The following is a 14,081-nucleotide window of genomic DNA, read 5'->3' as shown; positions in this document are numbered from 1 at the left end:
CCGTCGTGGCGGGCGATCAGCACGTAGTCGCCCTCCGCCAGCGTCACCGCCGGGAAGGCGCCAATCGCCTCGCGGATGGTGTCGCCGCCCGGCGTCAGGACGCTGAAGGCGGTGCCGGCGAAGGCCTCGGCGCCGTGTGCCGCCACGAGCTTGAGCGTCACCGTGGCGGCGCGGTGGTTGAGGGTGGCGTCGGTGACCTTGCCGATATCGACCTTGAGGTCGGCCCGCTGGATCGCGTTCGATTCCCCGTAGGTCGAGACCACGTGGTAGGTGCCCTCGGGCAGGCGGATCAGCTCGCCGGCCTTGACGCCGCTGCGCACCAGCCGGCCCTCGGAATTGGTGCCGATGGGTACGAAGATCGAGAAGGCGAGCTCGGCCGGCGCGATCTTCATGTCGCCGATGGCGCCCGAGAGCTTCAGCGCCCCGGCATTGATCCGGATCTGCTCGGCCACGATCCCGCCCGCCACGGTGATGCGTTTGGAGGCGCTGGCAAAGCCGTAGGTCACCGTGGCGACGTAAGCGCCCGGCGCCAGGGTGAAGCTCGGATCGGCGGCGTTGGAGCGGGCGACGATCGCGGGCCGGCCGGCCTCCGTCCGGTCATCGTAGATGCGCCAGGCGAGGCCCGTGCGCAGGGCCCGGTCGCTGCCGGCGAGCATCGCGGTGAGGCTGAGCGTCGCCTCGCCCTCGATCGCGGGCGGTGGCAGCTGCGGACCGGTGACGGAGGGGGAGGGCAGGCCGCCGCCGCGGGTCGGAACTGCATTTAGCTGCGACTGAGCCTCCGCCGCGCCGGGGTGGAGCGCGACGAGGACGGCGGTAAGGACGAGAGCCGGGCAGGTCCGGCCACGCATCTGCCCCATCGCACCCATCCTCGCTGTCCGCGCCGCCCCGGCCATGCGCCGCCTTGCCGTGCGACCGTGGCGGCTCCATGACGAGGGCACACCCGATCCCATATCCCGCGCACCATCGCCACGAAAGGACGAGATGACCGAGACCCTCGATCTCCTGCGGACCCGCCGCTCCGTGGCGCCGATGAACCTCTCCGAACCCGGCCCGAGCCCGGCCGACCTCGACGCCCTCCTCGCCATCGCGTCCCGCGTGCCCGACCACGGCAAGCTTAGCCCCTGGCGTTTCGTCGTGATCGAGGGCGAGGCCCGCGACCGGATCGGCGCGGTCATCGCGCAGGCCTATGCCGACGACCATCCGCATGCCGATGCCGGCCGCCTCGATCTGGAGCGCCGCCGCCTCGCCCATGCGCCTTGCGTGGTGGCGGTGGTCTCGCGGGCGGGGCCACATATCAAGATCCCCGAATGGGAGCAGGTGCTCTCGGCGGGCGCGGCGACCATGAACCTCGTCGTCGCCGCCAACGCCGCGGGGTTCGCGACCGCATGGCTCACGGAATGGTTCGCCTACGACCGCCGCGTCCTCGACGCGCTCGGCCTCGAACCGCGCGAACGGATGGCCGGTTTCGTCCATATCGGGCGCCCGAAGGAGGTCCCGAGCGACCGGCCCCGGCCCGACCTCGCCGCCATCGTCACGCGGATCTGAGCCGATGCATTACGACGCGACCGACAAGTCCCTGCCGCACAATCCGCTCAAAGCCCTGGTGGCGCCGCGTCCGATCGGCTGGATCAGCGCGATGAGCAAGGCCGGCGCGGTGAACCTCGCCCCCTATTCGTACTTCAACGCGGTGGCGAGCGACCCCGACATGGTGATGTTCTCCTCCTCCGGCCGCAAGGACGCGATGACCTTCGCGGAGGAGGGCGGCGAGTTCGTCTGCAGCGTCGCGACCTACGACCTGCGCGACGCCATGAACGCGACCTCTGCGCCGCTCGAGCGCGGGACCAGCGAGTTCCCGTTCGCGGGCCTGACGCCGGCCCCATCGCGACGGGTTAGGCCGCCGCGGGTGGCGGAATCGCCTGCCGCCATCGAGTGCCGATGGGTGCAGACGGTGCCTCTCGTGCCGATCGAGGGCGGGGAGGCCAACCACTTCCTGGTGATCGGCCAGGTGGTGTCGGTCTATATCGACGATCGGTTCATCAAGGACGGCCGGGTCGATACCGGCGCCATGCGGCCGATCCAGCGCGGCGGCTACTTCGACTATTTCGCGGTCGGGCCGGAGAACCGGTTCGAGCTGAAGCGGCCGCCGGGGGCGGGGGGCTGAGGAGAACGGCTCGGGTCTCATAACCAGGTGGGGTTTCTCCGGCACTCTCCCCTTCCCCTTGTGGGGAGGGGCCAGGGGTGGGGGTGGCTGGGTGACCCTGTGGCGAGACAAGCGGAACCACCCCCTACCCCTCCCCGCAAGGGGGAAGGGAGGCGCTCCGGCTTGACCGCGGGGACCGTGCATCGAACGCCCCCATCGCAAACTGTGCGTGGTTCGCGCCGACCTTCGCCCGAAACCCGTCGCGCCGAGCCTCCTCGACCTCGCGCAGGAACGCAGCCTCGACCGCGCAGGCCGTATCGACCGCCGCGACACCGGCCGCCGCCGCCGCCAGCAACACCTGAGCGCGGACGAGCGCCAACGGCGGGATCAAAGCGCCCTCGCGATCCCGGCTCCCCGCCGCACCGATATCCCGCGCGAGCGTATCGGCGTCCCAGGCGATCCCGCAGAGACGCTGGCTCGCTGCGACCAGCGTCGGCAGGGCGAGCACGGCGCCGGCCGTCTCGACCAGGGCGAGGATGCGCGTCGATCCGTCGGCGAGACCGGTCTCCGCCTCGTGGACCGCGAGCCGGACGCCGAGGCGGGCGACGTCGCGCCCGCCCGCCTGGACCGGGATAGCCAGGCCGGCGGCGCGAAGGGCCATCGCGGCGTCGAGGTCGTCATCCGTCGAGATCCGGACATAGACCTGCGCGCCGTCGGGGGCCGAGAGGGGAGGCTCGCCGGGCCGGACGATCAGGATCGCGTGCATCGGCATCCGCCCGGTTTGTGATGGCCAAGCCTGCGATAGGATGAACGAACCGCGCACGCCTTCAACCTTCCTTTACCATACGCAACACAAAATCGCGCGATCGAGGGGCGGCCCGCCCGCGCCTCGCGCGCCCCGCCCGAGTCCGGCGTCGCGCCCTCGTTCGGACGGCGCATGTACCTGTTCTCCACGCCCCCCGCGACCACCAGGGAGACCGGCGCCAGCCGGGACCCGGTTACGCGGAGCACGTCGGGCGCGGCCGGGATCGTCGACGCCATCCGGGAAGGCGCGCAGAACTCCGGCGCCGGGTTCGACTATCTCCTGGCGACGGCCAGGCGCGAATCCGGCCTCGATCCGGCCGCGAAGGCCGGCACCTCCTCGGCCACCGGCCTGTTCCAGTTCATCGAGCAGACCTGGCTCGGCACGATGAAGACCGCGGGGCCGAAGCTCGGCCTCTCCACCTATGCGGACGCGATCACCGCGAGGTCGGACGGCACCTACGCGGTGGAGGACCCCTCCGCGCGCCAGGCCATCCTGGACCTGCGCCGCGATCCGCGGGTCGCCGCCACCATGGCGGGCGCCCTCACGCAGGCGAACCGCGACGCGCTGTCGGGCGCGCTCGGCCGCGAGCCCACCGGGGGCGACCTCTACGCGGCGCACGTGCTCGGCGCGCGCGGCGCCGCGGCCCTGATCAGCACGGCCCAGGCGAGCCCGGCCCGCGCCGCCGCCCTCGACAAGCCGGAGGCGGCCTCCGCCAACCGCGGCCTGTTCTACGACAAGGCGGGCAAGCCGCGGGGTGCGGCCGAACTCTACGCCCTCCTCAGCACGAGCCAGAACAGCGGCCGTCCCGCCGCCTCCGGCGCCTCCGACATCCCCGTTGCCGCGACCGCCTATGCGGTCCTCGACGACGGCGGCCTGCGCTCGATGTTCCAGACCAACAAGCGGCAAGGCGCGGTCTCGGACGGGGTCGCCCGGCTGTGGCAGGGACGCGCGGCGGGCGAGGCCGCGCCGCGCAGGGCGCCGAGCTATTTCCCGCGCTCCGACAACTCGGTGCCCGAATCCTCCGCCGAAGGCCCGGCGACTCCGGCGCCGCAGGGCACCACCGCGGCACCCGCCACGGTCCCTGTCGCCCTCGTCGGGTCGCCGCTGCCGCCGCGCCGCCCGGCCGAGTTCAACACCGCCGGCCCGCAGGCCGCCTTCGTTCCCTCCCTCTATACGACCCGGAGCGGTCCATGATCATCCGCCAGTTCCTCGCCTGGACCCAGCACGATTCGGCCACGCGCCGAGCCGAGGCGGCGACGCACCTGGCGCGGGCCTTCCTCTACGGCGGCCTCGGCGCCGAGGAGGCCTGGGAAGCCAAGACCGCCCTGATCGGGCTCCTCGACGATCCGGCGCGGCAGGTCCGCATGGCCCTGGCGCAGGCCTGCGCCGCCTGCCCCGCCACGCCGCGGCCGCTCATCGTGGCGCTGGCCTCGGACCACGCCGACATCGCCGCGATCGTGCTCGCCCGCTCGCCCGTGCTGAGCGACGCCGACCTCGTCGACGGGGTCGCGATCGGCTGCGAGACGGTGCGGGCCGCCATCGCCGTCCGCGACGGCCTCGGCTACGCGGTGGCCGGCGCGCTCGCCGAGCTCGGAGAGGTCCCGTCGCTCGTGGCGCTCGCCGCCAATCACGAGGCCGAGGTCACCACCGGCAGCCTCCTGCGCATGGTCGCCCGGCACGGCGATGCCGCTCCCCTTCGCGAGGCGCTGCTCGCCCGCCCCGACCTTCCGGTGGAGGTTCGCCAGGCCGTCACCGCCCGCCTCGCCGAATCCCTTGCGGCCTTCGCGGTCGCCTCGGGCTGGCTCACGCCCGTGCGCAGCGCCCGGGCCAGCCGCGAGGCCCGCGAGCGCGCCACCCTGGCCTTCAGCGTCAAGGCCGAACCGACCGACCTCGCCCGCCTCGTGACGCATCTGCGCCGCCACGGCGAGCTCAATGCCGGGCTCCTGCTGCGGGCGATCCTGTCGGGCCGCATGGCGTTCGTGGAGGCGGCCTTGGCCGACCTCACCGGGCTGAACCGCAACCGCATCGCCGGGCTGATGCTGGATGCCTCCGGCGCGGGCTTCGCGGCGCTCCACCGCCGCGCCGGCCTGCCCGAGGCGCTGCTGCCGGCCTTCGCCGGGGCCCTGTCGGCCTGGCAGGAGGCGGTGCGGGGCCGCAGCGACCTCTCGGAGGCCGCCCTGTCGCGCCGGATGATCGAGCGTGCGCTCACCGCCTGCGAGACCATGCCGTTCGCGGAGGCCGCGAGCATCATGGCGCTGCTCTCGCGCTACGAGGCCGAGGCGGCGCGCGACGAGGCCCGCCTCGTCGCCAAGGCCATCGGCGAGGTCGCCCAGGCCGAGGAGCAGTCCCGCCTCGACGCCGAGGTCGTGGATGCGGAATGGCGGGACGCCAAGAACGACGCCAGGAACGACGTCAAGAACCAGGTTGGCATGGCGCAGATCACCAAGGCGCCGGACTATGCCGACCTCGAGGCGACCGCGGCCAAGCCGGTCCCCGATATCGCGCCGGTCCCCGATATCGGGATCCCGATCGAGATCGACCCCATCGCCGCCGTGCTCGACGCCCTGCCCGGGGCGCTCCTGAGCGAGTTCACGCAAGCCCGGGAGCGCCAGCGCGACCGGGACGACAGGCCGGCCGCCGACGATTCCATCCCGGACGCCCTGGTGGCGAGCTATCGCGCCGACCGTGAGCGCCTCGCCGCCTGAGCGAGGCCCGGTTCGGCAGGCGACGAACGGCTCAAGCGGAATGCTCCGGCCGCTTGCCGCCATCGACCTCCTCCTCGGTGGGAAGCTCGCAGCGGTTGTGGATGTCGGTGGCGGCGATGGCGCCGTGACCCATCGCGACGACCACCTGATCGAGGCCGCGCACGACGCCACCGGCCGCGTAGAGCCCCGGCACGGTCGTGCGGTTGTGCTCGTCGACGACGAGCGCGCCGGTGCCGTCGTGGTCGGCGCCCAATCCCAGCGCGAGTTCGGAGCGGATCGTCAGCCCCAGAGCCGAGTAGAGAACCTCGAAGCGATGCTCCTCGCCGCTCGCCGTCCTCAGCACGGTGATCCGTTCGCCCTCGAGATCGAGCTCCACCACCGGCTCGTGGACGACCGCGATCCCGTGCGCCGCGACGCGTTCGCGCTCGCCCGCATCGAGGTCCATTCCCTGGCCCAGCGTCAGGAGCGTCACATCGTTCGAATAGGTGCGCGCCACGAACACGGCCTCGCCGAGGCCCCGGTCGCCGTAGCCGATGACTCCGATGCGCTTGCCCTTCGCCTCGTAGCCGTCGCAGATCGGGCAATACCGCACGAGCCCGCGCCGGACCGCGTCGGGCAGTTCGGGCAAGTCGGGTTCGACGTCGTCGGCGCCGGTCGCGAGCAGAACCCGGCGGGCCCTCACCTCGTTCGGGACGTCGCCCGAGTCGATCCGCGCGACGAATCCCCCTCCGACCTTTGACAAGGCGGTCACGGTGCCCCTCAGGACCTCGACGCCGTAGCGCTCCAGATGCGTGCGCTGGCGGGCGAGGATCTCCTTGCCGGAGATGCCATCGGCGAAGACCGGGACGTTGTGGCTCGTGGGGATCCACGACGCACGGGAATCGCCGGCATCCACCACCACGAACCGGCGCTCGAAACGGGCGAGGTAGAGGGCGGCGGTCAGCCCGGCCGGTCCGCCGCCGACGATCAGGCAATCGACCAGCGCCTTCTGCCCGGATGACCGATGCTCAGCCATCGTTCCCACACCTCCAAGGACGGGCGCCGGTTCCCCGGCCCTGCGACCGGATCGCTCGCCCTGGAACTCTCGGGGAGGCGACCGGTTCACGCCTTCACCCTCACCTTCGTTCCCCCGCCGAGAGAGTCAACCTTGCACGCATCCCGCTCAGCGCCGCGATTCCTGATCGCCGAGAGCGAGCCGCCGGAGGCGCGAGAGAGCCGCCGCGAGAGCGTCGGCCGCTCGTCGGGCGAGACCTACAGGGACACGTTGCTGGCCCTGGCGCCCGGGGCCGAGTGCCACCGGATCAAGCCCGCGGATGCCGATGCCGAGATCCCCGGAGGTGCGTCCCTGTCGGCCTATGACGGCGTCTTCCTCACAGGCTCGCCGCTGCATCTCTACGAGGAAACGCCGGAGACGCGGCGCACGGTGGCGTTCATGCGTGCGGTCTTCGCGTCCGGCACGCCGTCCTTCGGTTCCTGCGCCGGCCTGCAGGTGGCCACGGTCACGGCCGGCGGCACGGTGCGGCGGAACGCGACGGGGCGGGAGGCGGGCTTCGCGCGGCGGATCACGCCGACCGAAGCCGGGCGCAGCCACCCCCTCCTCGCCGGGCGACCGGCCTCCTACGACGCGGCCGCCATCCACACGGACGAGGTCGACACGCTGCCGGACGGCGCCGTGCTGCTGGCCGGCAACCGGGTCACCGCCGTGCAGGCGGCCGAGATCCGCTTCGACGGCGGCATCTTCTGGGGCGTGCAGTACCACCCGGAGATCGCCCTCGACGAGATCGCCGGGGCTCTGCGCCGTCAGGCCGACGATCTGGTCGAGGGGGCCCTGGCGGGGAGCCGGGCCGAGGTGGAGGCCTATGCGGACGAGGTCGATGCCCTGCACCGAGATCCCAGCCGGCGCGACCTCGCCTGGAGGCTCGGCCTCGACGAGGAGGTGACCGACGCGGCCAGGAGACTGACGGAGCTGCGCAACTTCATCGATGCGCTGGGCGCGCCGGACGGAGCCTTGCGCCGCCGGCGTTGAGCGGGCCTCGCCGTGCGGGAGTCGTCGGGCCTCATAGGGCGACGCCGTCCCGAGGCGCTGGTGGCGAACTCCCGGGCCGGCCGGGCTCGGCTGCCGTCAGGACGAGTTGCGTCTCCAAGCCAACGGCTCGCTCCAGGTTTGCGCGATCGCACCGGGTTTGCGCATACACCGCGGTGCCCCCGAGAGAGGGCAATGACAGACGCCAGGGCGCACCCGTTCCACAACGCCGAGACGCTGCCCCTCGAGCGGGGGACGAGTGGGGCTGGCGGATGAGGCGACGATACCTCTGCGCCACGCTGGCGCTCCTTCTCCTGCGTCCCTCCTATTCGCACGCCGCGGAGTCGCCCTGCGATCAGGCCGACACGGCTGTTGCGACCTTCCCGGTGCCGCAGCAGAGCGCTACGGCATATCGGCGTGCGCGGCAGGTCAGCGATCTCGCCGCCAAGGCCCAGGACGCCGATGTCGTCTTGCTGGGAGACAGTCTGACACAGTTATGGCCCGACGCGTCGGCTCGGGAAACCTTCGGCGGCAGAGTTCTGAATCTCGGAGTCGGCAGCGACCGCACGCAGAACGTTCTGTGGCGCTTGCAGGATGAGCGATACGCGCGGCTATCGCCACGCACCGTGTTCTTGATGATCGGGACGAACAATCTTGGATCGGGAGACAAGATCTGCGCTATCCGAACAGGGCTCGAACACATCATCGAACGCATCGACGCTCTATGGCGCAAGCCCTTCCTCGTCGTCGTCGGCATTCTGCCCAGAGGCAGGAAATCCTCCTTTCGCGACAGCGAACGCACCAGCGTCAACGGCGAGTTGAAGGAGATTCTGCTGAAAAGAGGCCATGCGGTGATGGTCGATGATGCTGAAGCCGCACTCCGCTGCGATGAGGACCAGTGCCCGACCTTTACGCCGGACATGGTGCACCTCGCTCCACCGGGATATGCCGCGCTCGGCGCTTCGATCCGCAGCAAGCTCGACGCGGTTCAAAAGCCATAGGACCCGCCAATGCCGGGCCGCCTCGCACGCCGTGAGCGAATGGGCGTACGAAAAGTCGCTCTTCCGCAGTCCCAGGTCGCGAAGGTTGCGGTCACGCGTCGAACCGAGATGCGACCCGCCGAAGGACGGCGTTGCGGAGCCGTCGGACCCCTATCGCCACGCCACCCTCGATCCGCTTGCGCGGCTCAGCCGAACTGCTCGCGCAGGATGCGCTCGTCGAGGCTGTGGTCGGGGTCGTGGAGGAGCACGAGGTCGGTCTCCTGGTCGAGCCAGGTCTCCACCGTGGCGATGCGGCGGAACTCGGTGTGGTCCGCCACCGCCGAGACCGGCCGGTGCGCCGGATCGATGACCTCGATCCGGATGCGGGCGTAGTCGGGCAGCAGCGCGCCGCGCCAGCGCCGGGGCCGGAACGCCGAGATCGGGGTCAGTGCGAGGAGTTGCGCGTTGAGCGGCAGGATCGGCCCGCCCACCGAGAGGTTGTAGGCGGTCGACCCGGCCGGGGTCGCGAGCAGCACGCCGTCGGCGATGAGCTCGGGCAGGCGCACATGTCCGTCCACCGAGATCGTGAGCTTCGCCGTCTGGTGGGTCTGGCGCAGCATGTAGACCTCGTTGAGGGCGCGCGCCTGATGGGTGCGCCCCTCCGTGTCCACGGCCTCCATCAGCAGCGGATGGATGATGCTGCACTGGGCGCTCTCGAGCCGCTCGATCAATCCGTCCTCGCGGAACTCGTTCATGAGGAAGCCGACGGTGCCGCGGTTCATGCCGTAGATCGGCGTGCCGGGCGCCATGAACCGGTGCAGCGCCTGAAGCATCAGCCCGTCGCCACCGAGAGCCACGACGACATCGGCCTCCTCGGGGGCGACGTGGTCGTAGCGGCGCATTAGGGAGGCGGCGGCGAGGCGCGCATCCGGTGTCGGGCTCGCGATGAAGGCGATCCGGTGGAAGCGCCGCGGGTGGGGCATGCGTCCGCCTTGTTGACGCGGGGGCCGCCCGCACGTTCACTGGAGGGCGTGCCGCGATCCGCAGGCCCCGTGAGGCATGTCATAGCATGGAGCGTGCGCTCCTCGTCTACACCACCTTCCCGGACGCAGAGACGGCGCTGGCGGTCGGCGAGGAGCTGGTCCGCGCCCGGCTCGCCGCCTGCGTCAACGTCCTGCCCGGGATGGCCTCGGTCTATGCCTGGAAGGGGGCGGTGGAGCGCGGGAACGAGGCGGTGGCGATCATCAAGACCCGCGAGGGCAGGGCGACGGCACTCGCCGGCGCCCTGAAGGCGCGCCATCCCTACGAGACGCCGATCATCCTGCACCTGCCCGTGGCGGAGGCCGATCCGGACACGATGGCGTGGATCATGGAGGAAACCCGCGGCGAGGCTCAGGCGCCGGCGACGGGGTAGCTGCGTCCCTTCCAGACCGCGGCCCCGGCCTGTTTCGGCCGTACCAGCACGTTCCACTGGATCGCCAGGGCCACCGCGACGCTGAGCGGATGGAGCAGAATGGTGGCGGCGGGCTCGCGGGTGATGAGGGTGATCGCCGCCCGTGTCGACAGGGACACCAGCAGTGCGGCGAAGGCCACGAAGGCCGCGGCACCGGACGACGTGGCCAGCGCGGCCAGCAGCAGGAGTGCCGGCAGCACCTGGCCGCCGAGCAGCAGGAGGGTCCAGACCGGCAGGGCGCGGGGCGTCGCCATGCCCTCGTGGGCGTTCTTCGAGAAGCCGGCCCAGGCCTCGGGCAAGCTTCTGTACATCCGGCAGGTCGCCAGAGCGTGGCCCGAGACGAGATCGGTGCCGTGGCCGGCCCGGCGGAGGAGGCGCGGCAGGAAGACGCCGTCATGCAGCTTGGCCCGGATGGCGCCGTGGCCGCCGGTCTCCGCATAGACCGCCCGGTCGACGAGGACGAGCTGTCCGCAGGCCGCCCCCAGGGCCGGCCGCAGCGAGGCGCGCATCATGGCGACGGGCAGGTAGCCGACGAGGAGGAAGTTGATCATCGGAACGGTGAGCCGCTCGCCCAGACTCTGCATGCGCTGACGCGGAACCCCGCTGACGAGAGCCGCGCCGGTGCGGGCCGCATGCGCCGCGAGCCCGGCCGCGGCCCGTGGTTCGAGGGCGACATCCGCATCGATGAACAGGAGCCGGTCGCCCCTGGCCTGCGCCGCCAGGACCGAACAGGCGTGGTTCTTCCCCGTCCAGCCCTCGGCAAGATGCGGGACGGGCACGAGACGGAGGCGCGGATCGCTCTGCGCGATGTCGCGCACGATCGCGGCGGTGGCATCGGTGGAGTGGTCGTCGCCGACCAGCACCTCGACCGCGATGCCGGTGCTGCGCAGGGCCGCCGCCACGGTGCCGGCGATGGTGGCGGCCTCGTCGCGGGCCGGGATCAGGATCGAGACGAGGCCGTCCACGGCCGGGTCGGGTTCGGGCGTGCGCAGCAGGGTGAGATTGATGGCGGCGAGGATGGCGGGCAGCAGCGCCAGGGCGAAGGCGCAGAGCGCGAGGGCGAGCATCACGGGGCGTGTTTCCCGAGCGCGTCGGACGCGCGGTGAGCGGGGTCGAAGCGGCGGCCCGCCGCGAGCGCCCGGAGCCGGCGCCAGCCGTCATAGATGCCGCCGATGCCCTTGGCACCGGCTACGAGGTCGGCGAAGCGCTCGGGCTCGCGGGCGATGACATCGGTGCTGAGGCGATCGAGGGTCGCGGTCAGGTCGGCCTCCAGGCGGGCGAGGCGTTCGGCCCGGGGCAGGGCGAGGAGGTCGCGGGCCGGGATCGGCGTGCCGAAGGCCGCGAAGGCTTCCGCGCCGCGCTCGTCCCAGAACGCGTATTCGAGGGCGAGCGGCACGATCACGGCGTCGGGGGCGATCTCGGGGACGTGGGCGATGCCGGCCTTGAGGCCGAGGGGCCGGGCACGCACGTCGGCGAAGCGCCCCTGCGCGGTGATCCACATCATCGCGTTCGGCCGGGCGAGGAGCAGGCGCGCGGCGCGCAGGAACTGAGCGGCCCCGCGGGGCGATTCGATGTCCACCGCGAAGGCGCCGATGCGGGCAAAGACCCCATAGCGTTCGAGCATCTTCGCGTCGAAGGGCGCGAAGCTGACGCGGGCGGGAAACAGCCGGTCGGCGAGCAGGATCACGATGGCGGCGTCCCACCAGGCGGGGTGGTTGCAATAGACCACCACCGGACCCGGATGATCGGCGATCGCGGGCCGGCCCCATTCGGCCAGCCGCAGGGCATTGAGGTGCCGGCGCAGGAAGCGGCGGAAATACGCGACCATGAAGGCCCAGGCGAGGCCCGAGCGGGCCGCGCCGGGGTCTTGTCCCGGTGGAGCCTGTCCCGGCGCCCGGCTCAACGGCTCACGCCGCGCTCAGGCCGGTCTTGGCCGTACCCTGGATGTCGGTGTCGAGGGCGTCCGCCGCGATCCAGCCCGACATCATCACCATCGGCATGCCGGGGCCCGGATGGGCGGCCCCACCCGCGAGGTAGAGGCCGCGGACCTGTCGCGAACGGTTGCCCGGCTTGAACGCGCCCATGAACTTGCCGTGGGAGGCGAGGCCGTAGATCGCACCGTTGAGCACCTTGTAGCGCTCGTGGATGTCCTGCGGCGTGAGATGACGCTCGACGACGATGCGCTCCTCGAGGTCCGGCATCCCGGCGGTGCGCTTCAGCTTGTCGAGGATCACCTGCCGGTAGGCGGGGAACATCTTGGACCAGTCGTGGTGCGGCCGCAGATACGGCGTGTGGACCAGCACGTAGAGCGCCTCGCCGCCCTCGGGCGCCACCGACGGATCGGTGGAGGAGGGGGCCGCCAGATAGGCGGTCGGGTCCGGGGCCGGCTCGCCCTTATGGTAGATGTAGTCGAACTCCTCCTCCGGGTCGCGGGAGAAGACGAAGTCGTGGTGGTTCAGGTGCTCGTAGCGCTTGTTCAGGCCGAGATAGAGCACGACGCCGGAGCAGGCCGGCTCGAAGCTCTTCTTCTCGTACGCCTTGCCGACATCGCCGCCGACGAGTTCGCGGTAGGTGCGCACCGAATCCATGTTCGAGATCACCGCGTCGAACGGGGTCACGCCCGACGCCGTCTTCACGCCCTTGACCGTGCCCTTCTCGATGGCGAGGCCCGTGACCTCGTCGCCCGGTCGCAGGGTCGCGCCGAGTTCACCCGCGAGCTTGGCCAGGGCCTCCGCCACCGCCCGGGTGCCGCCCATCGGGTACCAGACGCCTTCGGCCGTCTGCATGTGGGCGATCGCGCAGAGCACGGCGGGCGCCCCGTAGGGCGAGGAGCCGACATATTGCACGAAGTGGTCGAGCATCTGCGCGAGGCGCTCGTCCTTGACCTTCGAGCGGATGGTGCCGGCCACCGACGAGCCCATGCGCAGCGAGAGCACATCGCGCAGCGTGCCGGGATTCATGTTGGCGCGGATGTTGATGGTGTCGAACAGGTCCTCGACCGGCTTCCAGAAGAAGAACTTGTTGGAGACGGTGTGGAGGTGCTCGGAGATCTCGAGGAACTTCTTGTAGCCCTCGCCGGCCCCGGAGCCCGGCGCGAAGCGGTCCATCTCGGCGGCCATCGTCGGGACGTCGGCTATCAGGTCGATCTGGGTGTTGTCGTCGAAGAAGCAGCGCCATTGCGGGTCGAGGCGGCGGAGATCCAGGTAGTCGCGGATGTCGCGCCCGGCCTCCTGGAAGATGCGCTCCAGCACCTTGGGCACGGTCAGGATGGTCGGCCCCATGTCGAACCGGAACCCGCCCTCGTGCAGCACCGCCGCCTTGCCGCCGAGCCAGTCGTTCTTGTCGTAGAGGGTGACCCGATGCCCGCGCGCGGCCGTCACGCAGGCGGCCGCCAGCCCGCCCAACCCCGAGCCGATGACGGCGACTGACGACTCAACAGGCATTTTCTTGTCGCTCCCGCGAGGTGCATGAACCGATGCTCCTCACGTTCAAGCTAAGCCGGATCGTCGCGCGGTCAACGCGCTAACCGGTCGCGCCGGGTTGAGGCGGCTCCGAGCTTCGTGTTCGTCACGCCGCCCGCATCGTCGGAACGCCGCTGACATCGACAGTCCTCGCGGCATGCCAGAGGTCGTAGGCCACCTGCATGCGCAGCCAGAAATCAGGGCTGTTCCCGCAGAACTTGCCGATCCGCAGCGCCATCTCCGGCGAGACCGCGGCGGTGCCCGCCAGGACGCGATGAAGGGCCTGACGGGTGACGCCGAGATGCTTCGCCACCGTCGAGACCGGCATGGCGAGCGCAGGCAGGATGTCGTCACGCAGGATCTCGCCGGGGTGGGTCGGCGCGAAGTCCGGGTGCCGGCGGGGATATCCGTCCTCAGCCATGGTAGTCCTCCAGATCGAGTTCGACGGCGTCGGCGCCTTCGAATGTGAAGGTCAGCCGCCAGTTGCGGGACACGGTGAGCGTGTAGCGCCCGG

15 protein-coding genes are annotated in these 14,081 nt (G+C 71.3%); 7 read left to right on the top strand and 8 right to left on the bottom strand.

Annotated features, from left to right (window positions below):
• On the bottom strand, positions 1–866 hold an 866-nt coding region (locus tag ACFE7U_RS12565; protein WP_375410065.1), incomplete at its 3' end, for a hypothetical protein.
• Between the two features lie 115 nt (positions 867–981).
• Here ACFE7U_RS12565 and ACFE7U_RS12560 point away from each other — a divergent pair.
• Both ACFE7U_RS12560 and ACFE7U_RS12555 read left to right on the top strand, forming a co-directional pair.
• A complete protein-coding gene (locus ACFE7U_RS12560) occupies positions 982–1,545 on the top strand; it encodes a nitroreductase (RefSeq protein WP_375410064.1) in 564 nt (187 codons plus the stop codon).
• Between the two features lie 4 nt (positions 1,546–1,549).
• A complete protein-coding gene (locus tag ACFE7U_RS12555; protein ID WP_375410063.1) occupies positions 1,550–2,161 on the top strand; it encodes a flavin reductase family protein in 612 nt (203 codons plus the stop codon).
• Between the two features lie 124 nt (positions 2,162–2,285).
• Here ACFE7U_RS12555 and ACFE7U_RS12550 read toward each other — a convergent pair whose 3' ends face one another.
• Positions 2,286–2,906 (bottom strand): aldolase/citrate lyase family protein, encoded by a 621-nt coding sequence (locus tag ACFE7U_RS12550; protein WP_375410062.1) that lies wholly within the window; start codon positions 2,904–2,906, stop codon positions 2,286–2,288.
• A 171-nt stretch (positions 2,907–3,077) separates the two neighbouring features.
• On the opposite strand from ACFE7U_RS12550, the gene ACFE7U_RS12545 reads away from it, so the two are divergent.
• Entirely contained in the window at positions 3,078–4,139 is a 1,062-nt protein-coding gene (locus tag ACFE7U_RS12545; protein ID WP_375410061.1) for a lytic transglycosylase domain-containing protein, read from the top strand.
• Positions 4,136–5,650, top strand: coding sequence for a DUF2336 domain-containing protein (locus ACFE7U_RS12540; RefSeq protein ID WP_375410060.1), 1,515 nt, complete (start codon positions 4,136–4,138; stop codon positions 5,648–5,650). The genes ACFE7U_RS12545 and ACFE7U_RS12540 overlap by 4 nt, the downstream gene beginning before the upstream one ends.
• A gap of 31 nt (positions 5,651–5,681) precedes the next feature.
• Here the strand turns inward: ACFE7U_RS12540 and ACFE7U_RS12535 are convergent, their stop codons facing one another.
• Complete coding sequence (locus tag ACFE7U_RS12535) at positions 5,682–6,665, bottom strand: NAD(P)/FAD-dependent oxidoreductase (protein ID WP_375410059.1); 984 nt, start codon at positions 6,663–6,665, stop codon at positions 5,682–5,684.
• Positions 6,666–6,797: 132 nt separating this feature from the next.
• On the opposite strand from ACFE7U_RS12535, the gene ACFE7U_RS12530 reads away from it, so the two are divergent.
• Complete coding sequence (locus ACFE7U_RS12530; protein ID WP_375410058.1) at positions 6,798–7,676, top strand: type 1 glutamine amidotransferase; 879 nt, start codon at positions 6,798–6,800, stop codon at positions 7,674–7,676.
• A gap of 269 nt (positions 7,677–7,945) precedes the next feature.
• Positions 7,946–8,674 (top strand): GDSL-type esterase/lipase family protein, encoded by a 729-nt coding sequence (locus ACFE7U_RS12525; RefSeq protein ID WP_375410057.1) that lies wholly within the window; start codon positions 7,946–7,948, stop codon positions 8,672–8,674.
• 185 nt (positions 8,675–8,859) lie between these two features.
• On the opposite strand, the gene ACFE7U_RS12520 is transcribed toward ACFE7U_RS12525, so the two are convergent.
• Positions 8,860–9,636 (bottom strand): NAD kinase, encoded by a 777-nt coding sequence (locus tag ACFE7U_RS12520; protein WP_375410056.1) that lies wholly within the window; start codon positions 9,634–9,636, stop codon positions 8,860–8,862.
• Positions 9,637–9,722: 86 nt separating this feature from the next.
• On the opposite strand from ACFE7U_RS12520, the gene cutA reads away from it, so the two are divergent.
• Positions 9,723–10,067, top strand: coding sequence for a divalent-cation tolerance protein CutA (gene cutA / locus ACFE7U_RS12515; protein ID WP_375410055.1), 345 nt, complete (start codon positions 9,723–9,725; stop codon positions 10,065–10,067).
• On the opposite strand, the gene ACFE7U_RS12510 is transcribed toward cutA, so the two are convergent.
• From ACFE7U_RS12510 to ACFE7U_RS12495, 4 genes are all read right to left on the bottom strand, one after another.
• On the bottom strand, positions 10,046–11,173 hold the full coding sequence (locus tag ACFE7U_RS12510; protein ID WP_375410067.1) for a glycosyltransferase: 1,128 nt from the start codon (positions 11,171–11,173) through the stop codon (positions 10,046–10,048). The genes cutA and ACFE7U_RS12510 overlap by 22 nt on opposite strands.
• Positions 11,173–11,934, bottom strand: a complete 762-nt coding sequence (locus ACFE7U_RS12505) for a lysophospholipid acyltransferase family protein (protein WP_375410066.1) — start codon at positions 11,932–11,934, stop codon at positions 11,173–11,175. Before ACFE7U_RS12505 ends, ACFE7U_RS12510 begins: the two co-directional genes overlap by 1 nt.
• A 79-nt stretch (positions 11,935–12,013) precedes the next feature.
• Positions 12,014–13,549 carry a phytoene desaturase family protein gene (locus ACFE7U_RS12500; RefSeq protein WP_375410054.1) on the bottom strand — a complete coding sequence of 512 codons (1,536 nt, stop codon included), beginning with the start codon at positions 13,547–13,549 and terminating at the stop codon, positions 12,014–12,016.
• Between the two features lie 124 nt (positions 13,550–13,673).
• Positions 13,674–13,988 carry a HigA family addiction module antitoxin gene (locus ACFE7U_RS12495; RefSeq protein WP_375410053.1) on the bottom strand — a complete coding sequence of 105 codons (315 nt, stop codon included), beginning with the start codon at positions 13,986–13,988 and terminating at the stop codon, positions 13,674–13,676.
• Between the last annotated feature and the right edge of the window lie 93 nt (positions 13,989–14,081).

Origin of the sequence: uncultured Methylobacterium sp., from assembly GCF_964251405.1 — a bacterium.
GTDB lineage: Bacteria > Pseudomonadota > Alphaproteobacteria > Rhizobiales > Beijerinckiaceae > Methylobacterium.
Note: the sequence above shows the minus strand (reverse complement) of the source record. Positions and strands in the feature narration are given on the sequence as shown.